Source organism: Bacillus sp. 166amftsu (genome assembly GCF_900107445.1).
GTDB classification, from domain to species: Bacteria; Bacillota; Bacilli; order Bacillales; family Bacillaceae_G; genus Bacillus_A; species Bacillus_A arachidis.
In genome coordinates, this window is the sequence record NZ_FNQA01000002.1 from 646755 (window position 1) to 671933 (window position 25179).

Sequence of the window (25179 nt, forward strand, 5' to 3'; positions counted from 1 at the left end):
TAACACCATGATGTTTCATACTAATACTGATGTTTTTTACGAACATCTTCTCCCTTTATGAAATTATTAGATTATATGTCTTCTTCTGAAGGTAAATAAGAAAAAACACCTTTTATAGGTGTCTAAGAATCTTATATATCATACAAATCAATTGGAATTATTCTTTTTTCTCTCTACCTGTATTCCCATAACCGAAAATCTCAAAAACGAATTCACATAGACCAACTACGACTTCCCCAATTATTTCGTGCATTTTCCTACACTCCTTTTTTGTAAATCTATCTTAAGTATATGAGTTGGATGTTTTTAAGTGCTATTGGAGAAAGTAACATAAACATTACAAATTTGTAATGTTACTCTAGTTTAAATGACACCAAATTTCTTTAATGCGTAAGATATTCCTCCTTCGCTTGCTTTTTTAGTAACAAAGTCTGCTTTTTGTTTTAATGTATCTCCGCCATTTTCCATGGCAATTCCAAAACCTACATACTCCAACATGTCGATATCATTTTCGCCGTCACCGAAAGCAATAGCTTCGGATTTGCAAAAGTTGAGATGCTCTAATACTTTTTTAATCGCAGCTGATTTGGATACTTCCGTTTCTTCAAGTACATTCATTACGTAGCCATGAAAACGCTCGAATCTAAGTTTTGAAAATCTATCTAGAAATTTTTGTGCTTCATTGTCATCCGCATACAAACATATACAGTAAATTTCCTCTGATAGAGATTTCATTTTTTCGGGATATTGTGTAAGGTTTAAAGTTTCTTTTAATGCTCTCATAACCCGCTCATCGTCGGAACCCATGCCGTTCATCGTAAATAGCTTGGTAAAATAAGAAACACCGTGTCCGTTCAACTCAGCAAAAGCTGAGACATCTTGAACTGTTTCTGTTGATAGTACTGATTTATGTATAACTTTCTCGTTACATGTTATAAGTGCACCATTAGCAGAAATAAATGTATCAATGCCCATAGTCTTAAACTCTTGGCACAAATTGTACGGTCTTCCTGTTGTAACTACAACTTTTATTCCTCTCTCGACTAATTTCTCAATTGCTTCTTTTGTGCTTAACGGTATACTTCTATCCACTTCACTTAATAGGGTGCCATCGACATCGAAAAATACAATCTTGTACATATTTAAACCTCCCTTGCTATATAAATACATCTTTATCCAGTATCTTAAGGACGTTTGATTTTGACATAAAAAGTTTTATTCCACTTCGTATTTAGTAAGGCTTATAAAGTTATTTAAATTTCATTATGGTGCTTATTAATTCTCTTTCGAATTAAAGTGACGTGTGTTATATGGTTATACTCGGGTTGTCTAACCTGTTAAAATCTTTGCATTCTCTACTAATGTATGATTTATAATGATATACCGATGTCATAATACATGCGGCTCATTGAGTATTTTAGATAGAAAGCAAGGTATCATCTCCCCTACCCCATAATAATAATCACTAAGTATCATGGAAATAATTGATGATCTATTAATTTAAGCGCCTTCTTTAAATAATTACCATTCGAAGGACTTTTTTATTTTTATGTTAGTCCTATTTATTTTCTGTAAATAGCTTGTTGAACAATGAGTAAGGAACCGTTTTTTTAATTAACAATTCGTAAACTTCGGCACCAACATCATGTAGAGTTACATAGGCAAAGAAATCTTCTGTTGTATCCAACAACGAAAATGTATTTTTAAGTCTATTCATTACATTGATTCCTATTAAAACTAGCTGCTCTTCAAAAAACGATTTATGAAATGCTATCTTTCTTTCGACATCAAGTATTGGATGCTCCGTATTTATACAATAGTATGCGTTTGTGATTTCTTCTAATTGTGGAGTGATTAATTCATTGAAAAAGGTAAACGGAAATGATGAATCATGGTACCGAACACCATTTAAACTATTAAGCTCTTCTTCTGATTCATCAGAAGACCTATCAACTATCTTTCGGTATGCATGTTCTGTATTTATTAATATACCGCAATAGCCTCCCTCAGTACCAACATACAATGCGAGTACAAACACATCTTTATTATTTTCGGAATGAGGAAATTTTTCTATGACTTTAGAACTGGCTTCAAAAAATAGATCCTCAACATATCTAAAATCCGCTAACAATATATCTTTTTCATTTGATATATCTTCAAAATATTCAATGGTTTTTTCAGGAGTATAAGCAACAAAACCTTTTTGATTTGACTTCCAATCTCCATTAATTACTCGCTTTAGTAGCTCGGTATAATCCGCTTTTTTCTTTGTTTTTACGTATTATTTGTTTGTATTTTGATATTCGTTATTATCTAATAATGTAAAGCAGCTATTACTTATATAATCGTATAGTCATCAAAATATTGATCGATGCTTTGTAGTTTTTCTACTTTAAAATTTGTAATAGCAAAAGAACTCTTATGTAAATGTAACGTTTCATCTAAGGTAATAATGTTGCCGTCTTTATCAAGCATTATGAACGAATAAACGCCCTCTATAGTAGCTGTTACTTTTCCTAACGCTTTTTTATCCAACCATATAGATAGTCCTGCAAACAAAGAAGCAGTAACAAACATTTTGTTATCTATTAATTCAAGTTTAATATAGTCTGGACTGTCAATATCAAATAGCTCGACGTAATTACATTCCGAATTTCCGTATTCTTTTTTAAAATTATCAATGAAACTACTAATAAACATTTCTTTGTTATTCAAATTTTCTAGTATTTCTCCACTTTCATTCAGTATAAGTTCCTCAAGTTTTTCGTTTGAAAGTATTTCGTTATATATTCGCATAGTTATTTCTCCTAAGCCCTTATTATTTCTGTGCATAATAATTTAAATGGTAATGATTTGTTTTTTAATAAACCTTTTTCATCCATGTATTGAATCAATTACTTTAATTTCTTTTCATGGGATATTCTTAGTTATCAAGTATCTTTCCCCTTATATTTGTTTCACCTTAAAATATTAGTTGTATTATTTGTGAATGATTGTCCCATTAAAAATATATGGTACAGTTACTTTTCGTTGTAATAGACCTTTCGCATGTTCGGGAAGTCGTAAACATGTTTCAGCGGTTTGTAACTCCATCCATTTAATTTCCTCGATTTCTTCGGGTCTTGATATGTGTATTGCTCCACTTGTGATTTTCCCTACAAAGTTAATAAAAATAGCATGGTGCCCTTTTTCCTCAAAAAATGCTTCACTTATTGAAAAAATCCCACCTACCTCTATATCTAATCCTGTTTCTTCTTTTACTTCACGAATTGCTGCTTCTTCTAACGTTTCACCAAACTCGACTGCACCACCTGGTAAAGTAAAATAAGAACCATTTGTGCCTGTATTTTTAACCATCAATACTTTTTCTTGAAACTCATCAAAAAGTAGTACGTATGTTACAGTAACTTTTTTCATAAGAACCTCCTTAGTAAATTTCTAATATACAGTTCTATATAAGGTGTTGTATCCCCTTGTTAATAAATTTTAAATATTATCATATGGAATATTAAGGATGTTATTTGTTTTTATTTAAAGAAACGACATAACCGGAGAACGTATGGGCAATTCTTAAGTCAATGTTGGGTTAATATAAAAATTTTTTTAAAAATGTTATTTATTTTAGGAATTTTAGGTACATTTATGGGATTTGGTTTTTACATAGTGGATTCAATATCGCATCAAGAATTTACAGTGTACCTTGCTTTGGCTTTTATAATTTGCTTTGTGTTGTCCTATATTCTAGGGCATATTATCAGTAAAGTTAAGGACTGGAATTTTTCAAATGCAGATGCAAACTTTGATGGAGATATCGGAGGTTGTTTACTAACTCTTATTTTATTTCTATCATTTTTATTATTATTTGGTGTAACGTACTTTGGTGTGAACTACATCGTTTGTAAAATAACTGGAGATAAAAAATTTAGTTCCTTTTCAAAAGAGCCCTAGTATTCATTTAGGGCTCTTTTCTTAAGCTATTTTTTGATATAGCTTTTGTTTTTCTTTCTTTTTCTCTTTATTTGGTGGTCGAATTAAAATAGCAATAACAAAGGATATAATACACAGTATACCGATTGTAATAAAAGTAGGCTGAAACCCACCTAACAAAGCGCCGATAAATGCCCCCGCGAGTGCTCCAAAGCCAAAACCTTGATATACGATTCCATAATTTGTACTATGATTTTTGAGACCGAAGAAATCCCCCACAATTGCCGGAAATATGGTGATATTACCTCCGAAACAAAATGCAACACTTGCAACACAAGTAAAATAAATAGCGTAGTTTAAATTCATAAAACTGAGTGTGAACACAGACAAACCGATTACGACAAAAGTTGCGGATACAATTTTTAATCGACCTATTTTATCCGACAATGTCCCGAGAATAATACGGCCTGCAGTATTAAAGATTGCAATCATTGCAACGGCATTCGCTGCGGTTGCTGCACTCAGTCCTACGAGTTGAACTCCGATATCTTTTACCATACCGATTAAATATAGGCCGCTCATGCACGATGTAAATAACATAAAAAATAATAAATAAGCTTGTTTTGTACGTAACATTTCTTTCGGTGAATAATCACTACTGGCAGTTTCAGATACTGTTTCATTTGTTGGAGCCTCACGTAAGAAGAAAGATCCCACGAGTATTACAATCAAAACGATTATGCCCCAATATAAAAAAGCTTCCGATACACCAACTGTATCAATTAGCTTTCCATTCACGTATTTAAAAATTAAGCTTCCCATTCCATATGCTGAGACTGAAATACCAGAAATTAAGCCTTTACGATTTGGAAACCATTTAATTAAATTTGATAATGATGTGATATAAGCTGTTCCATCTGCATACCCTACGACGACACCAGCTAGTAAATAAAGTAACGCTAATGAAGAGACTTGTGAGCTAAGAATTAATCCAAAACCAAGAATAATTCCTGCAGTTGCAATAAGTTTACGAAGTCCCATTTTTTGTTGTAATTTACCTGCAAACAAAGTTGAAAACGATAAAGAAAAGCTGGTAATTGAAAAAGTTATCGCCACAGTATGAAGTTCCCAGCCAAATTTACTTACTAAAGGTTGATTAAACAAACTCCATGTATAAATAGTTCCCAGCCCAATTTGCACGATGATTGTGCCTAGGACAATAAGCCATGGGTTTATAGATGCTTGTTTCATGCGAACTGTCCCTTTCTTATCATGACATGATTTATCACAATTTAGTATATCCGTGTTAAAAGACGAGATACGAATTTAAAAACTGGAAATTAAATTAGAGTGATTGTATAAAATCAACAAAAAGGCACTTCAGTAAGAAGCGCCTTTTTGTTGATTAGATTATATACGGATTTATTGTAAAAAAGCTGTGTTAAGATAAGACATTTTCAAATGCTTATATACATATAGTACCAAATGATGCCCTTATTTTTATAGGGCCTAAGATGTATTTTTCTTTCATAAAAAAGTCTTATAAAAATAAAAATTAATATTCGATTTCCTCATAATCTTTTGGTTGTGGAACAGTTTGCATATTTGCTGCATCTTTTGGATCGCTATATATAGCATTTTGCTCTATGCTTGTGTCTTTGATATTTTGTTTTGTAGTTCTATTTGTTTGTTTTTTCATAAGGGCTCACTCCTTTTCTGTATAAAAGTAGTTATACCCTAATTTAAATATTTTTACTGGTATGTAAAAGATGATTTCGAGAATGTATCAGCGACTAAATTGCTAAATTCTCGTAAATAATACAGATAATTGTCTCCCCCATAGTTATATCTTTTATTATACATTTTGGCAACGACAACATTATATTCGGGAATAACTAAAATGGTGGGTCCTGTAATGCCTAATATTTGATACGAGCCTTTAGGCACTCTTTCTCCAAGTTCACTTTGTAAAGCCGGTGTGTTTTGAACGAACCAAAAACATCCATTTTGTGGTAGGTCCATGTTTTCATATTTTGGGCTTTGAAGACTTGTTGCAATTTTAATGACCTCTTTCGGTACAATTTGTTTTCCGTTTAAATACCCTTCATTTAGATGTAAATTTCCCCAATAGGCGAATTCTCTAGCAGAAACGAATAGATTCTTTTCTGTTCCATCATCTAATATTCCAGTACTGCATATCGCTTCTTCATGAGGATTTACTATTACCTTTACCAAATTCTCATGATGCTTTTTTCGCCATCCTGTTTCTTTAAAACCTGCAGGTATAAAGATACGTTTCTTTAATAGCGTTGGAAAACTTGTATTATATAGCTGATTAATAAGGTGCGTCATCATACGTACATTAATGTCTCTATATGCCCATCCTTTTCCAGGTTCAAATTCTCGATAAATGGTTCCGTCTACTTTTTCATTTAAACCGTGTGAATGGGTTACTAAATGTCTTAATGTTGTTTTACCAAGTAAATCTTTATCATAGTCTTTAAAATAATCAGCTGCGTAATCATCGAGATTCTTTATTTTCCCTTCATACAGGGCATAAGCGACTGCTAGACCTAAGTAGCTCTTTCTAGCCGAAGCGACATTAAATTGTGAAGAAGCTGTTATTGGTGTACTGTTTTCAGTATTAGAATGTTTTCCACTATAATGTTCAAGCACCACTTCATTATCTTTCATAATAAAAAGTGCTGCTGCAGTACTATGATTCTGTTCTTTTATTTCTTCTACCCATGAAACTAATTTTTGAAATGTATTCAATGTATCATTCACCTCTAAATAAAATGCTATATCAGATATTAAATTCGACAAAAATAGAAAATGCCCTTTAAATTATTTACTCTACAAAATGAAAGAAAAGTGTCTCTACAATTTGAACATGTACATACACTCTTCTTTCATATAATAACTTTATTTATGCTACAAAGTTAAATGAACCACCAACTCCAGCAGCTAAAGCAGCCAAAGCATCCGCCACAACCGCCGCATCCGAAGCAACGTCCACCACATCCGCCACAACGTCCGCATCCGCCACAGCGACGAGCATCTTCTTGTGCATAATAGTATGGATATTGGTTTTGATTATCCCAGTACACAACATTTCCAGACTGATAATCATTTAAATTCAATGAGTGCAGTTCTTGTTGAAACTCATTCATTTTTATGACCTCCGTTTATAAAATTAATCTTCCATCTAACATAATTCATTGGTGCTTTTCTATATTTTTTTGCTTGTTTAATCTCTGTAATAAGCAGTGATAAATATAGAAACTATAAACTAATTTCAATACGTACAACAACAAAATATGAGTTTTTACTGGGTGATGTACCTTGTTCGGTTGCCTATTTTTAAATAGCTTAAATGAATATAATTTTACATGAATTTCTCATTTGTAAATTTAATGGGGGAATCTCGCAATATGATATGGGGGGTTACAGTCGAGGTGGAAAGAATAAGTTGGGTACTTATACAGTAATATTTACATTTAAGCACCCCATACCCTTTATCAACATTTTATAAGTTGCTAATCCAACAATTTGATACATTATCTTTCTGCATCTTTTCTATTAATCTTTGAACAGAGGGTTCGGGCATTATTTTATATGTAATGAAATTTTCATTACTAAGGATGATCCAATGAAAAGCCAAGTGAGACTCTTTCGAAATCGGCGCTATATCACTATGTAAGTCTTTACCATAAACCTCGAAAACATGATTAATTTCATAATGAAGAGTCTCACTATCTTGCCAATCGTTTTCAATCACTCCTAAAAAGCGCTTAATTTCACAATCGATCCCTATCTCTTCTTTCAGTTCACGAATTAATGCGCATTCTGCAAGTTTTCCTAATTCTACATGACCACCTGGTAGAAAAGAATGATGCCTTTTATAATTTGCTATTAAAAGTTTGTTATCTTTAATAATGATTTCTCTTACAATATGATGAAATTTTGTTTTCGATTAGGTTTCTCCTCTTTATCCATTTTCTTAATTAAAGTTAAACAAGTAAACGATATACTTCTTCCCCATCATAAACATGATCAAGATTTACAAAACGATAGCTTTCATATAATCTTTTTGCCCGAGTGTTCTTTTTGTGTATAGTTAGACGAATCTCTTATTCCGTACCTTTATTTCTTCTACCCATGAAACTATTTTTTGATATGTATCCAATGTACCATTCATCTCTATATGAAATGCTATGTCAAATATTAATTTCGATGAACATAGAAGATGCTCTTTTATTTGTTAAATTCACAAAATGAAAGAAAAGTGTCTCTACAGTTCATACTTGTATATACACTTTTCTTTCAAAAATATCTTTATTTATGTCACGAATTTAAATGACCCACCAGGTAACACCATTAAAACCGTCAAAACAATTAGAGCAACCACCGCAACCACCACAACCACCACAACCACCGCAACCAAAACAACCGAAGCAACCAACACACCGGAATCCACCACAACGAAATCCACCGCAACGGCCACCGCAACCACCGCAACGACCACAACCGCCACAGCGACGAGCATCATCTTCAATATAGTAATGTGGATATTGGTTTTGCTGGTCCCAATACATAACATTTCCAGACTGATAATCATTAAGACTTAACGCTTGTAGTTCTTGTTGAAACTCATTCATTTTCATGACCTCCGTTTATAAATTAAAACCCCATCGATGCTTTCTTAGATTTCTGTTCGTTAAATCTAAGTAGAAATAGCGCTATAAACTAAGCTCAATACGTACACCAACAAAATATGACCTATCACTAGATGATGCACCTTGTTCATATGCCTATTTTTAGGTTGTTTTTACTATGGGGTTATTTTTATAAATGGAAATTATAAAATATGAATTTAAACAATAACATTTAGCTTTATGTCATCATTTTCTAGTTCTATAGCTTAAGCGTGGTAGTTTTTTGCGTGATATCTTTTAGTCATAAAAAAACACAGATATTAAATTTTTAAAAAGATGAACTAAGAGTATATTAGTTTTTCGAGAAAGGGTACTTATATCATGTTTTTTTTACAACGTAGTACTCTTACATGTTAGTTTATAAATTGCTAAGCCAACAACTTGATAATTCCTCTTTTTGCACCTTTTCTATTAATCTTTGAACAGAGGGGTCGGGCATTATTTTATATGCAATTAGATTTTTATTATTAGGAATAATCCAACTAAAATCCAGGTGAGACTCTTTAGAAATTGGTTTTATATCACTATGTAATTCGTTACTATCAACTTCGAAAACATGATTAATTTCATAATGAAGTATTTCACTATCTTGCCACTGGTTTTCAATCACTCCTAAAAAGCGCTTAATTTCACAATCTATACCTATTTCTTCTTTCAGTTCGCGAATTAATGCGCATTCTGCAGATTCTCCTAACTCAACATGACCACCTGGTAGAAAAGAGTGATGCCCTTTGTAGTTTGCTATTAAAAGTTTGTTATCTTTTATAATGATTCCTCTTACAATATAATGAAATTTTGTTTTCAATTAGCTTCCCCCTCTTTATGCAGTAACTACTTTATAGTATTTATGTTCATAAAGAATATTACATTTATCCAAAATACTCATTTAGTAGTGGAATAATATAAATCATAGGTGTTTCGTAGGGATGAATGCGATGAATAACCGCAAGTGCATCTTTTACTATTTCTCGTTTGCACCGTATTTCCACCTTACATTCTTGTCCTTCGCATATTTGACCAATTTCTCCATTATAAGGTTCTGAGTTAGTTAGCGGTCTCCAGTACCCTTTAACTGCGCTATAAGACATGCAGTTATCATAATTCCCCACTTTACAAGCCTGGACTTTATTTAATGCATCTCGTAAGTCTTCAATAAATTCTTCTGGAATAAATATTTCGATTTTTACTTCATTAAATTGCATTCTTTGTTTCACACCTTTTTTAATTAAAGTTAAACAAGCAATCGATATACTTGCTCTCCATCATAAACATAACCAAGGTCTACAAAACCAAGGCTTTCATATAACCTTTTTGCTCGAGTGTTCTCTTTGTGAACAGTTAGACGAATTTCCTTGCACTGGGAGAAGTGATTGGTAACCCATTTAATCATCTCTATAAAAGCAGATTTTCCGTATCCCTTTCCTTGATATTTTCCATCAATCAAAAACCCATTAATCCAATACATGTCCACTGTGTTTCTATCGAAGGCATGCATAATAAACCCAACCATAACATCATCATCGTATATAGCAAATGGTATATATTCTACGTTGTCACCATCTGGTTTTATATATACTTTTGCAAGTGATACAGCTACAGACGGTACAAATTGATTTTGTTCCTTGGATACTTGTAATTTTAGTGCGTCTTCCCAATTTTCTCTTGTCACGACTTTCAATTGTAGGTTTACCATATCAAACTCCTTTGGAATAATGGATTATGAAATTATTGAAAAATCCTTATATGAATTGAAACAACACAAATAATTGGTAAGAAAAAAACTTCTTTAATTTTAATTCTTCTTTTATATTCGTTTCATTCCATTAATCTCCTTTTTCTCATATAGATTTTAAAACATCGAATGTGATTTATTTACATCGTTTGTTCTTTCAATTCGTATGTAGTGATCTTTTTCGTTTTTTATATGTGCAAGTACAACGCCAAATATTGTTATGACACCACCAAGTATTGATAACATAGTAGGAACCTCTCCTAACCATATCCAACTAATAAAGCAAGCAAACGCTGGTGTTAAATAAAGTGAGCTCGTTGCTTCAGAGGCTCCAGCATGAGAAGTTATATAAGCCAAAGCTATATACGGAAGTACCGTTGGAAAAAGACCTAAATACACAGCGCTAAGAGTAACTTCTATAGGAGCTTTTACTATTTCAGAGCCAAGCCCTGGTAAAAAGATTAGCATTAATACAGTCCCTGCCCATATCGTATATACAGTAAACGGTAAACTTCCATATTTTTTGAGGAATGGTTTTTGAAAAACAAAGAATAAACTTTCTGAAATTGCAGCAATAAGTATAAGTAGTATGCCAGTGTTGAATCCGAGTTCATCTCCAGTACTAATTGATATGAGTGCTACTCCTATAAAACTAACTGCTCCTCCTATCCATCCCCATAATTTAAATTTTTCACGGAAAAATATAAGAGCAAGTACTGCAGTTATGATAGGGGTAACTGATACAATCAAACTTGCAGGCCCTGCGCTCACACTTTTCTCTCCATAATTTAAGGTGATGTGATAAACGGTAAAACCTAAACCGCCTAGAATGAATATTACCGGTATGTCTTTTAATTCTGGTAGACGCATTCTACGTATGACCGCTAAAATAACTAAAGCAAATGAGGCTATTAATAAACGTAATAACGTAAGATGTTCCGGCGTATATGCTTCAAGCCCAACGCGAATTCCAGGAAATGCAGAACCCCAAAGAACAATCGTAATACAGTGTGAGAATAAAACATGGAAATTCCATTCACTATATTTCATACCATCTCTTCCTTTCATATAGAAAAAGCCAGCCACTTTTCCTTTTCCAATTATTTCTTTTCATAATATTCAATCGTTGATAAAATGTCTTCAACCAGTTCTTTAATAAAAAAACCAACCACTTTACGGTTCATTAGTAGAAAAAAGGGGGCTTTTTATGAATACATATAATCCAAAGTCGAATAAACAATCCCCTAAGTACCAACAGATTATGGAGTATATGAAAGTAAAGATTACAAATGGCGAATGGCCGATAGGTAGTAAAATCCCAAGTCAACGAAAATTGGCACAGATATTTGATGTAAATCGAAGTACGGTTATTACAGCATTAGAGGAGCTAACTGCAGATGGTTTAATCCAAGGGAAAATGGGTATGGGTACAATTGTGGTCAATAATACATGGACCCTATTAGCTACTGATCCACCGCCTAATTGGAATGAGTATGTGAAAGCGGGTTTGCATAAACCGAGCAAAGAAATGGTTCAAGAAATTAATACAGTAGAATCAAATAAACAATTCATTCACCTTAGTAAAGGCGAACTTGCTTCTAATATTTTCCCATTAGAAACAATGCAATTAGTCATGCAAGAAGTTTGTAAAAACCTCACTGCTTTCGGATATGAAGAACCAAAGGGGTTTCTTCCTTTACGTGAAGCCATCAGTAATTATGTAAGTTCATTTGGTATTCATGTCTCACCATCTTCCATATTAATCGTCTCTGGAGCTTTACAAGCATTACAGTTGATAGCTGTTGGTCTGCTACATAAGGGATCTCCAGTTCTACTTGAACAACCATCTTATCTCTATTCGCTTCATGTATTCCAATCAGCAGGAATGCATTTATCAGGAGTATCCTTGGATTGCCAAGGGGTTATACCAAGTGAGTTATCTAGACTGAATAAATACAATGGTGAAAAAACTGTTTTATATTCTATTCCTAGCTTTCATAATCCCACAGGAACTTTAATGTCAAAAACTCGGCGAAAAGAACTTATAAAAGTATGTGAGAAAGAACAACTTCCTGTTATTGAAGATGATATTTACCGTGAATTATGGATTGATGAGCCACCTCCTCTCCCGTTAAAGGCAATGGATAAACACGGACATGTATTACATATCGGTAGTTTATCAAAGACACTAAGTCCAGGTTTAAGAATCGGATGGATTATCGGCCCTGAACCTGTAATTGAACGATTATCAGATATAAAAATGCAAACAGACTATGGTTCTAGTTCTTTATCACAAAGAGTTGCTGAAAAGTGGCTTTCTAGCGGTTTGTATCAAGAGCATGTAGAATTTGTGAGAGCGCAACTAAAGATACGAAGAACCCTAATGATTCAAGCATTGGATATGTATTGCAAAAATATTGCCGAATGGAATGTTCCTAGTGGTGGTTTTTTTATATGGTTAAAAATAAAACCGAAAATTCCAATGAAAAAACTATACTCAAAAGCGTTATCTAGCGGGATACTTCTTAACCTAGGGCGTATTTATGGAGAAGAGTCTGATCAGCATATTCGACTTTCGTATGCCTATGCATCTGTGGAAGATCTAACAAAAGGAATCTATCAATTAAGCGAAATTGTTCGAGAGTTGATAAACTCATAGTAAAAAAGCCTGTTCCTTTAAGAAACAGGCTTTTTTATAAATTTATTAATCCTCTTATTGAAATAAATTGAAACTCCTATTGGCGGGGTGTTTAGTTCCCCACTGATGGTTAACACAACCAATAGGGATTTATATTTTTTTATTCATTCATTATGGTTCTAATTTCTTATAAGGCAAGAATATTTGCATTAATTTATCTCTCCACAAATAGCCTATTTGCTTGTTCTAAATATTACAGGTAGCAATTCGTATTTTTATTCCTTTCTAGTTTTTATAAAGAGTTTTCTCCAAAACTCCTGTTATAAAATCTGTTTTCGCCTTACAATAACGATCAATATCTTTCCGATAATTTTCAGCTAGTTTGTATTTCAATTCCTCATATTCTTTACGTGCAGCTTTATTCGACGATAAATAATCACGTAAAGCGATATGCTCTAAATAACCTTTCCCGTCCTTTGGACAAACATAGAGATGGTATTTCATAAAATGATCTTCTTTATTCCGTTGAAAAGCTTCACGACCTTCAACACCTAGATCTCCTTGATATTGATAACCTTCTTTTTCTAATCGTTTTATAATATCAGGCAAAATATCGTAACTATCTATAACGACATCAATATCAATAATCGGTTTCGCTGCTAATCCTTCAATAGAAGTGCTCCCTACATGTTCAATTCTTAAAGTCAAATCTCCAATATAACTTTCAATCATCATTTTGATTTTCTTAAATTCCATTTTCCATTCAGGATTATAAGGCATAATTTCTATTACTCTTGTTTTTTCAGCCATTAGTCTGTTCCTCCTTAATAAGACCTAGAACTTTTGCAAAAGCAGGTTCTGTTTTCTCTTTTTTTCAGAACTGTAATATCTCCTCAAACATGAGGTAGTTACTTAAAATTACAATATATATTCTAAATTAGCTAATAAAATATGATGAAAAATATTAAAGATAGAGAATGTTCTAGAAACACCTTTATTTCAATATATTAAATTGAACCAAAGATGTATTTCATCTCTTCGTTAACAAACCAAAAATATTAAAGTAGCAAAGGAGGAAGTTTATTGGATATCTTTCACATCCTGTTAATCATTCATATTCTATTTGGGACCATATGTTTAATTTCAGGGGCGGTTGCAATGTCTGCAAAAAAGAGAAAAGGAACTCATACAGAATGGGGTGAAGTTTACCATGCATCTTACGTTGTAGTTTTCATCACTGCAATTATATTATCTATTTTACATTGGAATGAGATTGCTTATTTGTTTTATGTCGCACTTTTTTCTTATTCATTTGCTATTTATGGTTATCTTGCAAGAAAAAGACGTTGGAAAAATTGGATTCATCATCATATTAGAGGTATGCTAGGTTCATATATAGGTGCTGTAACGGCCCTTTTAGTGAACATCGGGAGCTATATTCCAATATTAAATTTACTTCCTAAACTATCGTTTTGGTTTTTACCTACATTGATTGGTACCCCACTTGCAATAATGGTTGTAAAAAAATACAAAAAACATACAAACAAGTAAAAAGTTCTATCTCTCTTGGAAAATAATAAAAGCACCATTAATCATGCAGTAAATATTCTGCTTCGATAATTAGATTCAATGATTTATATTATGACGCAATCATTTTAGTTCAAAGAAAAAGAATCCAGATTTTACTGGGTTCTTTTTTACTTTAGACTCGTCATGTTAAATCTATTTCTGTATCATTGTCAATTAATTATTAAAATAAAATAGACGATCTACGGATTAGAAAAATCCTTAAATCGTCTATTTTAGCTGTGTAATTTCCTACACTTACACTCTTGAAGTATGTTTCGAAATAGCGTTAATTATATTACCCCAATCATCAAAGTGAATTTCATGCCCCGTTCCCTCTAGTGGTAGTAACGATGCATTAGGAATTTCATTAGCTAGAGCTAAGCCATGTTCATACGGAAGCGCCGTGTCTTCGGTACCGTGAATAACCAAAGTAGGTATATGTATTTCTTTTAATTTCCCCTCATAGTAATCATCACCTTTAAGCAGTGCATGATTAAACATACTGAGTAGATTGTTTGCTCTTTTTATTTCTTTTGTTACCTGCTTTGTAACTCTTTGTTCATCAAATTTATGCTTTGGTCCACAGAGTAATGCTGATCCTCTAACCAAATAATTCACTACAGATTCGTTATCTGTCCAGTCCAATTTACTTCCATTTGCATGATTAGCAAGAATTTTTTCATCCATTGGAGGTAAATTTCGATTATTTTCATCAGACCCATAAATACTTGATGCAATCAAAGTCATTGTTAGAACTCTTTGAGGATGTCTTACTGCGATAACTTGAGCAATCATACCTCCCAAGGACATTCCAACAATATGCGCTTGATTAATATGGTATGTATCCAGTACTCCAACAGCATCATCCGCCATGTCTACTACAGTATACTGAGAACTCCCTGGCTCGTAGACAACGGAACGTCCAACATCTCGATGATCGTATCGAATAACGTATCGCCCTGTATCCGCTAATCTTTGGCAAAACTCTTCATCCCAGTAAACCATTGAACACATTGCTCCCATAATCAATAAAGTAGCTGGATGATTAGGATCTCCAAAACTCTCTGTGCATATATCAATTCCATTAATTTTATTTATCTTTTCTTTCATAATTCATTCCTCATTTCATTCGAATTTGGTTATTTGGAAAAAAGTACATCAAAACAGCCCAAAATTCACTTTAGAAAAATGAACGAATAGAAATGTACCTGAAATTAACGGAAACGATTGAACTTTATAATCATGCTAAACACTCTCCTTATAAGAGATGAATAAGAGGCTTTAGCCCACTATTTATTATAATATGTCTTAGTAGCGTAGTTAATCTATTTTATTACTAATGAATATTGATCAATAAAACATCCAAATCATAATATAAGATGTTTTATTTTAGCTTTTTATGTGCTGCAAACGATCCGGATAATTCGTGAACATGCCGTTTACACCCCATTCAATCAATTTTTTCATATCTTCCTCTTTATCCACTGTAAATGGGTGAATTTCTAAGCCGTGTTTTTGTATTTTTTTAACATAGGTAGCATTCATAGATGTATAATTCATGCCCAAGCCCAAACAATACGTTTTGTACTCCTTAAAGTCTTCATTAGTTAATCTCGTTGCTTCCTTATGTGTTAATAATTGCACTAGAGGAATGCTTGAATTTAGACTATGAACTCTTTTTAAACTTTCTTTACTAAATGATTGGATGATTATTTTTTCCTTTACAATACTTGGATCAGTTAATTTGTATTGATTCAGTATTTCTAATAGTTTTTCTTCCATTCCAGGATAGTCTTCTGGTGATTTTGTTTCGATATAATATCGAGCATCATGTCCAAACGTTTCAATAATTTCTGCAAGTGTTGGTACTTTTACATCCTGAAATTCTTCTTTTACTAGATTGGGATGTTTTTTGTTAAAGAAACTACTAGCATCAAGTCTTTTTATTTCTTCCAATGTATGATCTTTAACAAGTCCTGATCCATTTGTTGTTCGATTTAATGTATCATCATGCATGGCAATTAAGTACCCATCTTTTGTCATTTGAAGATCTATTTCTATATAATCGCTTTTAAATTGTTGACCTAATTTGTAAGCTGGTATTGTATGTTCTGGAGCATATGCGGATGCCCCTCTATGAGCAATCGTTATTACATTATCTGATTGGTTCTTAGCTTTTATGTAATTCTTTTCTTTTGTTTGCTGTAGAATGACGATGCTTATTCCTATCCAAAGGAAAATAATTGTAGTGATAAGTGGTTTTTTCATAGTAATATTTTAACTCCTAGTCTTTTACTCTATTTATCTATATTACACGTTAAAATTTAAGTAGGCTTAAATTTGTTATTAAGGTTTTGTAACAAAGTTATGCAGTCTGTATAACAGATAATTGCATAGTCAATATTTTTATAAAAAACAGACCATGCTTTCAGGATTGAATCTATCCTAAAGCATGGTCTATTTACTATGAGTTACAATTCAATATTTTTAGGTACTTCCTTTACACCTTTAATCGGTAAGCAAGTACCTATTAGTGCAATGATAGCACATCCAATAAACATAACAGGTAACCCATATACAGCAAGTAAAGATAGCGTACCAAAAATAATTAAATCCAGCACTGAATCGAGCACTGATAACAATGAAATTGTGGTTGCACGTACATGTGATGGAATTATATCATTACTCAGTTGTGAATAAATCGGGTATCTTATTGCTCTTACAAATCGTAATATAATAAATGCTCCTAAAACGACCCATAACGTATTTCCAAAGCACGCTGCTAATAGTAATCCACAGACAGCTAATGCACCTGAAAGATTTAATAAAAATATACGAGAGAATTTTTTGGTTAACCATCCTATTGAAATGGATGCAAAATATCCGCCTATTGCAGCGACTGCATATAATATACCAATTGCAAATACAGGAACTCCTGCATTTTTCAAAAGTAGTTGATCGTAGTTATCAAAAACCGCACTCGCTGAAATAAATACAAGTGATATATTCAAGAACATGATGAGTAATTGAGGTGCTTTTCGAATCACTTGTATTCCTTCGACTACTTGTGAATACGGTGACTCAATATATTCAAATCCCGCTGCTGGATTTTTTATAAATAAAAGTAAAAATAATTCTACGAAATGAAAAAAAAGCCCGAGTGTAATTAAAATAAGAAATTGCTCTTCCTTTAAATCTTTCGCAAAATAAGATCCAAAAATAACAGCAATCATCATTGAAATAAAGCTAGCCGATTGAATTTTTCCCATCGCTTTATCCATAAGATGTTGTTCATTCGTTTCTTTTAACGATTCATATATTAAGGCTTCGTCAGCACCTGAGAAGAAAGTGACTGATAAACCATTCAACAAGCTATATAAACAAAATAACCATATATTATCAGCAAAGAACAAAATAGAGATACTTATAATTTTGATGCAAGCGCCTGTTATAAACGAGAGTTTTAAGCCGAAGCGATCTGCAAAAACGCCTGCCGGTACTTCTCCAATTAAAACCGCTCCACTCCAGCACATTAATACAATGAGAATATTGGAAGGAGTGAGTCCTCTTTCAACATAAAACAACGTCATAACTGCTTGTAAAAAACTAATTGTTCCAAAAAAATGAACCCAAAATAAAATAGAAATATTATGATTTGCCAGCGTATATTTTTTCAAACTTTCTCCTACTTTCCGATATTTATATTCTTTGCGGAAATAGGAGTGCTAAGTTAGCTTAAATGCTATTCACTCCTCTTCCTTCATTTGAGATTCGTTTTAAATTTTTTAACATGCGAATTCCTCCTTACGTTTAATTATATGTATCGTAACAAAAATTCTAAATATTTACAAAACGAAAATATAAACTGGATAAGATTGTCGAAATGAAAAAAGTGGTATATAATAGGCAGTAACATTACTAGTAATTATTTTAGGTATTCCTAGAATAAAGGAGCGATACATATGAAAATTACTATTTATTTCGGAAGTCATGAAGATCAAGATGTACGTACAATGGATTGTCATTTAGATGTAGACGATGCAGAAGAGCTTGTTTCTGTTTCATAATATAAATTACAAATAATATGGGTTGAATCCTCTTCCCACTTACGTTCAAGACACCTTTTAAAAGGTGTCTTTTTTATTGTTTTTTGATAAAAATCCCTTTACTTTGTAGTGATTAAATAGTAAAATATAGATATGCGAACAAATGTTCTTTTTTATTTCAATCGTACTTGAAGGGATGATTTTTACAATGGCTCAAAACAAGCGCAGAGGAAGAAAAAAGCATACACCGACTATCTCAAATACAGGCTTTATCGGTTCTGTGTTTATTGATACATTGGAACTACAAAAAAAATCCTATTACTTTGCCCGAAAGAAACTTCAAATTGTCCATCATGTGTTAGATGGTCTTGCAGGAGCAACAAGCTCTCTATTTAAAGAACATAATATTTCTGCATATATATCTTGTGTGTATTTACATAAACAAAAGAAAATCGGTTTTGTTCTCTCCACAAAACCTTTTGAACAAGCTGATGGTGTTGCTTATTTTAAAAATTACTTAATTGAAAAGAATTTTTACGATTCTCAAGATGCTGAATTTCAAGAGGTATTTAATACAGGCTTTATTGGGGTTGTATTTGCTGATTTATCTAGCATTGACCGCTTTAACTTTGATTTTGAAATGAGTATGCTATCAAAATTAATGAAGGATATGATTATTCCTGTTAAGGAGCTATTTTTACGTCATAATACCCCTGCTTATATCTCTACTTCTCATTTAGAGGAACAAAATAAATTAGGCTTTGTTTTATCTATAAAACCTTATGATGAACGTGCAGAAGCGGATTTATATTTTGAAACATATTTAAAAGAACGTGGCTTATATATTGGTGATGAAGAAGAGGACATTGATAAGATTGTTATTCGAAAAAAAGTTGAATTAATATAGAAAAAATGCAGGATTGCAATATATCCTGCATTTTTTATTTAAAGACTTCATTTTCTAAAATAACGACAGAATCATTTGTCATTCTCCCAGCTTCTTTTGTATAACTTACAAGTCGTTGTATATTGTCACAACACAACTTTGCTCCCCATACAAGTAATGGAACACCAATAAAATCAATATGGAACCTTCTTGAAAACAAGCCTCCAAACGTCATAGGAAGTGGCACTGTTGGAGATGTATTTGAAAAAATGATTTTTTCGTTGTTTTGATATTGATGTTGAAGAATTTCTCCTAAATTCTTCATAGCTGGAACAACTAACTTTGATGTTCCGTGCCCTATTGTGTAAACTGGGTTCCCTTTCTCGTCTCGCCCATGAAAAATTATTTTTCCCATATCAGAAGTTTTGAGTTTATTGAAATAATCCACATTTAAAATTTCTTCTTTGGTCAGTCTTCGATCGGTTGGTAATTTGTTTAAATGATATGCTGCCGCAAGTGAGGTTGTATGCGTTCCGCCAAAATCAGTGTAAATAAAGATCATGGTATCATTCCTTATCATAAGTGTTCAATGTTTATTAGTATCACCATTTCAATATTTACTAATCAAATAATGTGGGGATTTTATAACTTATTTGATTAATTTGATATATTTCTTTCAAAAATAATATCTTCTACTTATTACTGTAACAAGTGGCGTACAGAAAAAGCGTTTGTATAACGATTAACATATAATGTGTACCTCACGAAGAAATATACTTGAGTTTTAAGTTACAATACGATTATGATATCTAGATAGAATATAATACTGAAAGGATGGTGTATTCTCTTTGAATATCCTTGAAACAGAACGTCTTATCCTTCGCCTACAAACAACCGACGATGCATCATTTATCCTTGAGCTTTTGAATGACCCTTCTTGGTTACAATTTATAGGTGATCGCGGTGTGAGAACGATAGAAGATGCAAAAGCTTATATTTTGAATGGAACGGTTCGTATGTATGAGCAATATGGTTTCTGTCTTTTTTTAGTAGAACGAAAGGAAGATCATGTTCCAATTGGAATTTGTGGTCTAGTAAAAAGAGATTCACTGGAAGATGTAGATATTGGCTTCGCCTTTCTTCCCAAGTATTGGGCCAAAGGATATGCCTATGAAGCAGCTTCTGCGGTGATGGCATATGGAAAAGATAAATTGGGGCTAAATCGTATTGTGGGGATTACTACTCAAGAGAACCACGCTTCAGCTAAGCTATTAAAGAAAATAGGATTACAGTTTGAACAATTAATTCAGTTAGCTAATGATGCTGAAGAACTTAGTCTGTTTGTATTCGATAAACGAAAAGATAACCATATCAACAAATAGCAAACATATTAAAAATAGGAACTCATGTAAAAGACTCTCCGATTGGAGAGTCTTTGTCTTATATACTGAATTTTGATAGATCATTTGTCGGTATAACTATTTTATAGCCTGTACAGATACGGGCTTCCATCCCTTATTTTCAACCCAATCAATGTATACTTTATATTTTTTATTGCTTTGCTTATCTCGCACATTACCATATGCTTTATTCGTTCCATTATTTCCGATAAAATCATAAATGATTTGTGATTCAGGAACATCAACAGCGGAGGAAATTGCCTTTTTCATCTCATTCCAATCTGTCGTTCCCTCTTTAAATTGCATGGCAGGTTTTGTTCCTTGTTCTGTACCAACTGGCTGCCATTGATTATTTTGTTCAGTTTGGTTTTTAGTTGTTCCCTCTTCATTCACCTTCTGCTTTTCCATGTTTGTATTCTTTTGTTCTTCTTGTTTTTTCACTTGATTTTCATTAAGCTGCTTTTCTTTTTCCGGTAATTTTGAGGTTTCTTTCACTTGATTTTGTTGCTCTGCTAATGTTTGTTTTTCAACTTCTTTGTTTAATTGTTCTTTTGATGCGTCTTCTTCTGATTGTTTTGCGTTTTGTTCCTCTAATTTACTTTTTTTCGCCTCTTTAGATGCTAATTGATCTACCTTCTTTTCTTCTAGACGCTCTTTTCCTTTTGTTTGATCAGTAAAAAATAACTGATAAGATACCATGCTGACTGTCAGTAATACCAAACTTAATCCAATATTAACAACACCGCGCTGTCGACGGGTTTGTTGTTTTTCTTGAAACCTACTTTCATTTCCCATTCCTGAAACCTCCATATGACTTTTACAGTATACCTGTATGTTGTTTTCTTTACTTTAGACTCTAGTAAGTTTATTTTCATATTTTTGATGTTGATAAACTTTAAAATTCCATATGTATAGTCTTTCTCATTTTCCCCCTTATCACTTACACAAACATCTATTGTAAATTCATTTTTTAATTCGTACATTATTACACACGCTTTTCTATATTACATTTTAATATTCAGAATTTCAACAATAAAATTCATATTAAGCTAGAATATTTCTACTATTTTTAATACAAGTTTCGATTACTTAAACAATTCATTTATTTTTATGAAATACTTGGGAATTTAAAAACGAAAAATGGGGGTAAAATGATTAGGAACTTGAAAAATAGTAGCATCTAAAATACGTATACGTTAAAAATAAGAAGTATATTGACTTTGGATTTGAGACGAATTGTTTAGTTGGATTTAGACTAAAAGAGAAAATATGCGCTATAGAAATAAAATAGCGCACTCGAAATCATAAAAAAGAGTGTCAATCCTTCTTGGATTAACACCCCAATACTAAGCTAATTTTTAACATCTTACATATTTACGTTTGAAACCAAGCCTCCCTCTATCAATTTCTTTATGAATACTTTCATAAGCATTTAGGAAACTGCTTTTTTTCTTGTCCCGTTTTACTTCTACTGTACCTATTTCCTTTGTGGTCTCGACTGCTTTTTCATGTAACGGCAAATATGAAATCCCCACGGTGTATAGAAAATTATTCATAGCGGATTTCGTTCGTTCTGGCGAATCATGAATCGTATTTTTCACAATTTCAAGCATATTAGAAATCTTACTTTCGGAAAATTCATTGTCTAAGCGATTCCCTAAAAGCCAGCAGTAGCAACTCCAGCCCGCTGACATTCTCAGTTCGTCACCGCTTGCAATCCATTTATCAGCAACGTCTTGTGCAAAATCTGACTCTGATAAAGTTACTGCCACCACAAAATCAGACAGCATATAAAAATACGCCCCATCCATCCAACGATCAAAATCCGACTCACTCATAGCTTTTGGGTTTGCAATAATGCCCGCAAAGTACATTGCATCGTAGTTACCTGTGGAATAAAGCTCTTCAGCTAAACGTTGATTCATTTTTAATTTCTTTGCGATTGGTTTCATAGCACCTGTAGCTACCCCAAAAAGCGGCTCTTGCGCACCATTGGATATGTACATTTTTTTCGTTCGTTCCTTACCGAGGGCTTCCAGCTCCTGCATAACTTTTTCGAAATCCATAGTTTTGCACTTCCTTCCTTTATATTAAGACCCTTCTAATTGTAACTTTATTTTGATAATGGTAATAAATATGTCCTTTTCTATAACCAGAGGACTTCGTAATATCTTTAACAGAAGTCTTTGCATAAGAAAATAGTTTGGTTACTTTTTCAGCTATCACTTATTTTTCTTGTTCAATGTCATAACGTCTTTTATTCAACACTTTTCTCCTTTCATTTGTATCTTTGAATTACGAACGTTAGTTCTCACGCTAGTCTATGTAAATTTTCTATATTTAGCAACTGTTTTGTTTTTTATTTTTCTTATAAATACGGTGCATGAAATTACTTATTGGAGTACCTCCAATACTTCGGACTCTGTACATTGATAGTTTCTTTAATTGCTATTACCAGGATAATAAAAGCATATTTTATTATATGGAGACCCATTCTTTATAAAAATTACTTGTAGAAAATTATCTATGGGAATGCAATTCATTTTTTTAATTCGTGTTTTTTATTCTCTTTACATATATTTGTAAAGAGAAGGGAGGGACAGAAATGAGAATTGCATATACAGATAGTGATGTGGACTTATTAGCTCGTCTAATGAGAGCAGAAGCTGAAGGAGAAGGACAACAAGGTATGTTGGATGTTGGAAATGTCGGTGTGAACAGAGTCATGTGTGATTGTCTAGATTTTAAAGGAATTACAAATATTCAACAAATGGTGTACCAACAGCAAGGTGGAAATTATTCATTCGAAGCTGTAACAAAAGGATATTTTTATCAACGTGCAAGAGAAACTGACAAAGAACTGGCAAGGAAATGCCTAGAGTACTGGAGAGGGCATCCCGCAACCAATTCTCTTTGGTTTTTTAATCCCGTAGGAAATTGTCCTCCTGTTTGGTGGGATCAAACATTAGCTGGGCAATACAAAGAACATTGTTTCTACAAACCAAAGAGCATTGATTGCCCCAAAGTATATTCTGGAAAATAACGCTTATTTGATATGGCTTTAAACCCTTTTTATAATTCATTCTCCCTTTCAAAAGTTAAGAAAAAGCCTTGGCTATGTTTCATATACTAGCAAGGCTTTTTCCATTGGTATTTCTCTAATGAATTGTTAAATACGCTTATGAATTATTTGTAGTCCTCTGAAACGAGTTATCATCCAAACCCTCTTCAATTGATCCATGATTCATGTTTTTCCCGTAAAATATTTCATCCATTTCTGTTTTTAATTTTTTTGTAATTTCCTCTCGTTCTTTTACTGGTAACTTCTCTTGTGTATAGCCAAATAGATAGTTGTTTAGGTCAAATTCTTTCAGTTTACATTTTGTGTGAAAGATATGCTCTTGATATACATTGACATCAATCATGTCATAGAGACTTTTCACGTTATTTGGAATGTAATTTTGAATAGAACTTATTTCGTGATCAATAAATAACTTGTTACCTGTTATATCTCTTGTAAATCCTCGAACGCGGTAATCAATTGTCATAATATCAGTATCAAATGAGTGAATAAGATAATTTAATGCTTTAAGAGGTGAAATTTCACCGCATGTAGCCACATCAATATCAGCTCTAAAAGTGCTGATCCCCTCATCTGGATGATATTCAGGATACGTATGAACTGTGATATGACTTTTATCTAACTGCATAACAACTGAATCAGGAAGAGGTCCAGGAGATTCAGTGAATGATTCCGTAGGTACTTCTACCACTGGTCCTTCTGATACTAATATAGTTACGCTTGCTCCTTGTGGTACATAGTCCTGTTTAGCGATATTCAGTACATGTGCTCCTATAATGTCTGAGACATTTTCCAAAATTTTAGTTAATCTGTCTGCATTATACTGTTCATCTATGTATTCTATATAAGCTTCTCGTTCTTCTTTTGTTTTTGTATAGCAAATATCATACATGTTAAAACTTAATGATTTTGTTAGGTTATTAAATCCATGCAATTGAATACGTTGTTCTGGTGTTAGTTTCATAATAAAATTCCCCATTCTTTTTTCTGCTCAATAATGTTTTAGAAATCCTTTATGAAATATAGTTCCATTCTACATTTTTTTCATACATTTTCTTTTTGCATTAGAATTACTTGTAATTATTGTATTGTTATAATTTATTCTTATTGTAAAATACGGTAAATGAAATTCAGAATAACAGCCATGTAAAGAATAAAAAAGCTATTTAGAGTAAACGAAA

Annotated in this window: 29 protein-coding genes and 2 pseudogenes; 6 read left to right on the forward strand and 25 right to left on the reverse strand. The window is 32.6% G+C overall.

Translation table 11 applies throughout. The features are described 5' to 3' along the window. Positions 1–363 precede the first annotated feature (363 nt). The 4 genes from BLV40_RS10075 to BLV40_RS10090 form a co-directional block, all read right to left on the reverse strand. On the reverse strand, positions 364–1140 hold the full coding sequence (locus BLV40_RS10075) for a Cof-type HAD-IIB family hydrolase (RefSeq protein WP_090689502.1): 777 nt from the start codon (positions 1138–1140) through the stop codon (positions 364–366). A gap of 418 nt (positions 1141–1558) precedes the next feature. Beyond that, positions 1559–2131, reverse strand: coding sequence for a hypothetical protein (locus tag BLV40_RS10080; protein WP_244525377.1), 573 nt, complete (start codon positions 2129–2131; stop codon positions 1559–1561). 206 nt (positions 2132–2337) lie between these two features. Beyond that, the gene (locus tag BLV40_RS10085) at positions 2338–2796 is read right to left on the reverse strand and encodes a hypothetical protein (RefSeq protein ID WP_026590905.1); all 459 of its coding nucleotides are present in this window, start codon (positions 2794–2796) and stop codon (positions 2338–2340) included. A gap of 183 nt (positions 2797–2979) precedes the next feature. Continuing rightward, positions 2980–3417 carry an NUDIX hydrolase gene (locus BLV40_RS10090; RefSeq protein ID WP_090689508.1) on the reverse strand — a complete coding sequence of 146 codons (438 nt, stop codon included), beginning with the start codon at positions 3415–3417 and terminating at the stop codon, positions 2980–2982. Between the two features lie 192 nt (positions 3418–3609). On the opposite strand from BLV40_RS10090, the gene BLV40_RS10095 reads away from it, so the two are divergent. Then, on the forward strand, positions 3610–3948 hold the full coding sequence (locus BLV40_RS10095; RefSeq protein ID WP_244525378.1) for a permease: 339 nt from the start codon (positions 3610–3612) through the stop codon (positions 3946–3948). 21 nt (positions 3949–3969) lie between these two features. Here the strand turns inward: BLV40_RS10095 and BLV40_RS10100 are convergent, their stop codons facing one another. From BLV40_RS10100 to BLV40_RS10150, 11 genes and pseudogenes are all read right to left on the reverse strand, one after another. Continuing rightward, entirely contained in the window at positions 3970–5178 is a 1209-nt protein-coding gene (locus BLV40_RS10100; protein WP_090689513.1) for an L-lactate MFS transporter, read from the reverse strand. A 304-nt stretch (positions 5179–5482) separates the two neighbouring features. Beyond that, positions 5483–5626, reverse strand: a complete 144-nt coding sequence (locus tag BLV40_RS28515) for a hypothetical protein (RefSeq protein WP_026590908.1) — start codon at positions 5624–5626, stop codon at positions 5483–5485. Positions 5627–5679: 53 nt separating this feature from the next. Continuing rightward, a complete protein-coding gene (locus BLV40_RS10110; RefSeq protein ID WP_090689516.1) occupies positions 5680–6702 on the reverse strand; it encodes a serine hydrolase domain-containing protein in 1023 nt (340 codons plus the stop codon). A 167-nt stretch (positions 6703–6869) separates the two neighbouring features. Then, positions 6870–7100 carry a heterocycloanthracin/sonorensin family bacteriocin gene (locus BLV40_RS10115; protein WP_090689519.1) on the reverse strand — a complete coding sequence of 77 codons (231 nt, stop codon included), beginning with the start codon at positions 7098–7100 and terminating at the stop codon, positions 6870–6872. Positions 7101–7456: 356 nt separating this feature from the next. Then, positions 7457–7882 carry an NUDIX domain-containing protein gene (locus BLV40_RS10120; RefSeq protein WP_090689522.1) on the reverse strand — a complete coding sequence of 142 codons (426 nt, stop codon included), beginning with the start codon at positions 7880–7882 and terminating at the stop codon, positions 7457–7459. 58 nt (positions 7883–7940) lie between these two features. Then, a pseudogene (locus tag BLV40_RS29240) lies at positions 7941–8066 on the reverse strand (GNAT family N-acetyltransferase); the annotation flags it as partial. 216 nt (positions 8067–8282) lie between these two features. Next, positions 8283–8588, reverse strand: a complete 306-nt coding sequence (locus BLV40_RS10130) for a heterocycloanthracin/sonorensin family bacteriocin (RefSeq protein WP_139265512.1) — start codon at positions 8586–8588, stop codon at positions 8283–8285. A gap of 415 nt (positions 8589–9003) precedes the next feature. After that, entirely contained in the window at positions 9004–9450 is a 447-nt protein-coding gene (locus BLV40_RS10135; RefSeq protein ID WP_090689528.1) for an NUDIX domain-containing protein, read from the reverse strand. A 64-nt stretch (positions 9451–9514) separates the two neighbouring features. Further along, on the reverse strand, positions 9515–9847 hold the full coding sequence (cutA, locus tag BLV40_RS10140; RefSeq protein WP_090689531.1) for a divalent cation tolerance protein CutA: 333 nt from the start codon (positions 9845–9847) through the stop codon (positions 9515–9517). Between the two features lie 29 nt (positions 9848–9876). Beyond that, a complete protein-coding gene (locus BLV40_RS10145) occupies positions 9877–10338 on the reverse strand; it encodes a GNAT family N-acetyltransferase (RefSeq protein WP_026590913.1) in 462 nt (153 codons plus the stop codon). Positions 10339–10494: 156 nt separating this feature from the next. Beyond that, complete coding sequence (locus BLV40_RS10150; RefSeq protein WP_090690020.1) at positions 10495–11427, reverse strand: DMT family transporter; 933 nt, start codon at positions 11425–11427, stop codon at positions 10495–10497. A gap of 157 nt (positions 11428–11584) precedes the next feature. Here BLV40_RS10150 and BLV40_RS10155 point away from each other — a divergent pair, with 157 nt between their 5' ends. Further along, the gene (locus tag BLV40_RS10155; protein WP_026590915.1) at positions 11585–13036 is read left to right on the forward strand and encodes an aminotransferase-like domain-containing protein; all 1452 of its coding nucleotides are present in this window, start codon (positions 11585–11587) and stop codon (positions 13034–13036) included. 264 nt (positions 13037–13300) lie between these two features. On the opposite strand, the gene BLV40_RS10160 is transcribed toward BLV40_RS10155, so the two are convergent. Beyond that, a complete protein-coding gene (locus BLV40_RS10160; RefSeq protein ID WP_090689534.1) occupies positions 13301–13825 on the reverse strand; it encodes a GrpB family protein in 525 nt (174 codons plus the stop codon). A gap of 273 nt (positions 13826–14098) precedes the next feature. On the opposite strand from BLV40_RS10160, the gene BLV40_RS10165 reads away from it, so the two are divergent. Next, positions 14099–14566, forward strand: a complete 468-nt coding sequence (locus BLV40_RS10165; RefSeq protein ID WP_026590917.1) for a DUF2306 domain-containing protein — start codon at positions 14099–14101, stop codon at positions 14564–14566. Between the two features lie 273 nt (positions 14567–14839). Here BLV40_RS10165 and BLV40_RS10170 read toward each other — a convergent pair whose 3' ends face one another. The 3 genes from BLV40_RS10170 to BLV40_RS10180 form a co-directional block, all read right to left on the reverse strand. After that, complete coding sequence (locus BLV40_RS10170; protein ID WP_026590918.1) at positions 14840–15694, reverse strand: alpha/beta fold macrolide esterase; 855 nt, start codon at positions 15692–15694, stop codon at positions 14840–14842. A 279-nt stretch (positions 15695–15973) separates the two neighbouring features. Then, entirely contained in the window at positions 15974–16852 is an 879-nt protein-coding gene (locus BLV40_RS10175; protein ID WP_090689537.1) for a glycerophosphodiester phosphodiesterase, read from the reverse strand. Positions 16853–17055: 203 nt separating this feature from the next. Continuing rightward, the gene (locus tag BLV40_RS10180; RefSeq protein ID WP_090689541.1) at positions 17056–18261 is read right to left on the reverse strand and encodes an MFS transporter; all 1206 of its coding nucleotides are present in this window, start codon (positions 18259–18261) and stop codon (positions 17056–17058) included. Between the two features lie 565 nt (positions 18262–18826). Between BLV40_RS10180 and BLV40_RS10190 the strand changes: the two genes are divergently transcribed. Then, positions 18827–19537, forward strand: a complete 711-nt coding sequence (locus tag BLV40_RS10190; protein WP_170833640.1) for a hypothetical protein — start codon at positions 18827–18829, stop codon at positions 19535–19537. Between the two features lie 34 nt (positions 19538–19571). On the opposite strand, the gene BLV40_RS10195 is transcribed toward BLV40_RS10190, so the two are convergent. Next, on the reverse strand, positions 19572–20078 hold the full coding sequence (locus BLV40_RS10195) for a DUF3189 family protein (RefSeq protein ID WP_026590922.1): 507 nt from the start codon (positions 20076–20078) through the stop codon (positions 19572–19574). Between the two features lie 286 nt (positions 20079–20364). Between BLV40_RS10195 and BLV40_RS10200 the strand changes: the two genes are divergently transcribed. Then, positions 20365–20898 carry a GNAT family N-acetyltransferase gene (locus BLV40_RS10200; RefSeq protein ID WP_026590923.1) on the forward strand — a complete coding sequence of 178 codons (534 nt, stop codon included), beginning with the start codon at positions 20365–20367 and terminating at the stop codon, positions 20896–20898. A gap of 96 nt (positions 20899–20994) precedes the next feature. Here BLV40_RS10200 and BLV40_RS10205 read toward each other — a convergent pair whose 3' ends face one another. The 4 genes and pseudogenes from BLV40_RS10205 to BLV40_RS10215 all read right to left on the reverse strand — a co-directional run bounded on the left by BLV40_RS10205 (position 20995) and on the right by BLV40_RS10215 (position 23142). Beyond that, complete coding sequence (locus BLV40_RS10205; RefSeq protein ID WP_026590924.1) at positions 20995–21711, reverse strand: YrrS family protein; 717 nt, start codon at positions 21709–21711, stop codon at positions 20995–20997. Positions 21712–22052: 341 nt separating this feature from the next. Then, a pseudogene (locus BLV40_RS29245) lies at positions 22053–22211 on the reverse strand (IS4 family transposase); the annotation flags it as partial. A 63-nt stretch (positions 22212–22274) separates the two neighbouring features. Then, positions 22275–22982: a DNA alkylation repair protein gene (locus BLV40_RS10210; protein ID WP_026590925.1), complete on the reverse strand. Its 708-nt coding sequence runs from the start codon at positions 22980–22982 to the stop codon at positions 22275–22277. Between the two features lie 19 nt (positions 22983–23001). Further along, a complete protein-coding gene (locus BLV40_RS10215) occupies positions 23002–23142 on the reverse strand; it encodes a TetR family transcriptional regulator (protein ID WP_244525379.1) in 141 nt (46 codons plus the stop codon). Positions 23143–23521: 379 nt separating this feature from the next. Between BLV40_RS10215 and BLV40_RS10220 the strand changes: the two genes are divergently transcribed. Continuing rightward, on the forward strand, positions 23522–23959 hold the full coding sequence (locus BLV40_RS10220) for a cell wall hydrolase (protein WP_026590926.1): 438 nt from the start codon (positions 23522–23524) through the stop codon (positions 23957–23959). A 136-nt stretch (positions 23960–24095) separates the two neighbouring features. On the opposite strand, the gene speD is transcribed toward BLV40_RS10220, so the two are convergent. Continuing rightward, on the reverse strand, positions 24096–24962 hold the full coding sequence (speD, locus tag BLV40_RS10225) for an adenosylmethionine decarboxylase (protein ID WP_090689544.1): 867 nt from the start codon (positions 24960–24962) through the stop codon (positions 24096–24098). Between the last annotated feature and the right edge of the window lie 217 nt (positions 24963–25179).

What these genes read in the sequence shown, in the direction of transcription:
- speD (WP_090689544.1), bottom strand. Translation starts at nt 24,962, where the DNA reads ATGAAACTAACACCAGAACAACGTATTCAATTGCATGGATTTAATAAC.
- BLV40_RS10170 (WP_026590918.1), bottom strand. Translation starts at nt 15,694, where the DNA reads ATGAAAGAAAAGATAAATAAAATTAATGGAATTGATATATGCACAGAG.
- BLV40_RS10220 (WP_026590926.1), top strand. Translation starts at nt 23,522, where the DNA reads ATGAGAATTGCATATACAGATAGTGATGTGGACTTATTAGCTCGTCTA.
- BLV40_RS10195 (WP_026590922.1), bottom strand. Translation starts at nt 20,078, where the DNA reads ATGATCTTTATTTACACTGATTTTGGCGGAACGCATACAACCTCACTT.
- BLV40_RS10095 (WP_244525378.1), top strand. Translation starts at nt 3,610, where the DNA reads ATGTTATTTATTTTAGGAATTTTAGGTACATTTATGGGATTTGGTTTT.
- cutA (WP_090689531.1), bottom strand. Translation starts at nt 9,847, where the DNA reads ATGCAATTTAATGAAGTAAAAATCGAAATATTTATTCCAGAAGAATTT.
- BLV40_RS10175 (WP_090689537.1), bottom strand. Translation starts at nt 16,852, where the DNA reads ATGAAAAAACCACTTATCACTACAATTATTTTCCTTTGGATAGGAATA.
- BLV40_RS10145 (WP_026590913.1), bottom strand. Translation starts at nt 10,338, where the DNA reads ATGGTAAACCTACAATTGAAAGTCGTGACAAGAGAAAATTGGGAAGAC.
- BLV40_RS10160 (WP_090689534.1), bottom strand. Translation starts at nt 13,825, where the DNA reads ATGGCTGAAAAAACAAGAGTAATAGAAATTATGCCTTATAATCCTGAA.
- BLV40_RS10085 (WP_026590905.1), bottom strand. Translation starts at nt 2,796, where the DNA reads ATGCGAATATATAACGAAATACTTTCAAACGAAAAACTTGAGGAACTT.
- BLV40_RS10150 (WP_090690020.1), bottom strand. Translation starts at nt 11,427, where the DNA reads ATGAAATATAGTGAATGGAATTTCCATGTTTTATTCTCACACTGTATT.
- BLV40_RS10210 (WP_026590925.1), bottom strand. Translation starts at nt 22,982, where the DNA reads ATGGATTTCGAAAAAGTTATGCAGGAGCTGGAAGCCCTCGGTAAGGAA.
- BLV40_RS10090 (WP_090689508.1), bottom strand. Translation starts at nt 3,417, where the DNA reads ATGAAAAAAGTTACTGTAACATACGTACTACTTTTTGATGAGTTTCAA.
- BLV40_RS10130 (WP_139265512.1), bottom strand. Translation starts at nt 8,588, where the DNA reads ATGAATGAGTTTCAACAAGAACTACAAGCGTTAAGTCTTAATGATTAT.
- BLV40_RS10100 (WP_090689513.1), bottom strand. Translation starts at nt 5,178, where the DNA reads ATGAAACAAGCATCTATAAACCCATGGCTTATTGTCCTAGGCACAATC.
- BLV40_RS10155 (WP_026590915.1), top strand. Translation starts at nt 11,585, where the DNA reads ATGAATACATATAATCCAAAGTCGAATAAACAATCCCCTAAGTACCAA.
- BLV40_RS28515 (WP_026590908.1), bottom strand. Translation starts at nt 5,626, where the DNA reads ATGAAAAAACAAACAAATAGAACTACAAAACAAAATATCAAAGACACA.
- BLV40_RS10205 (WP_026590924.1), bottom strand. Translation starts at nt 21,711, where the DNA reads ATGGGAAATGAAAGTAGGTTTCAAGAAAAACAACAAACCCGTCGACAG.
- BLV40_RS10075 (WP_090689502.1), bottom strand. Translation starts at nt 1,140, where the DNA reads ATGTACAAGATTGTATTTTTCGATGTCGATGGCACCCTATTAAGTGAA.
- BLV40_RS10190 (WP_170833640.1), top strand. Translation starts at nt 18,827, where the DNA reads ATGATTTTTACAATGGCTCAAAACAAGCGCAGAGGAAGAAAAAAGCAT.
- BLV40_RS10115 (WP_090689519.1), bottom strand. Translation starts at nt 7,100, where the DNA reads ATGAATGAGTTTCAACAAGAACTGCACTCATTGAATTTAAATGATTAT.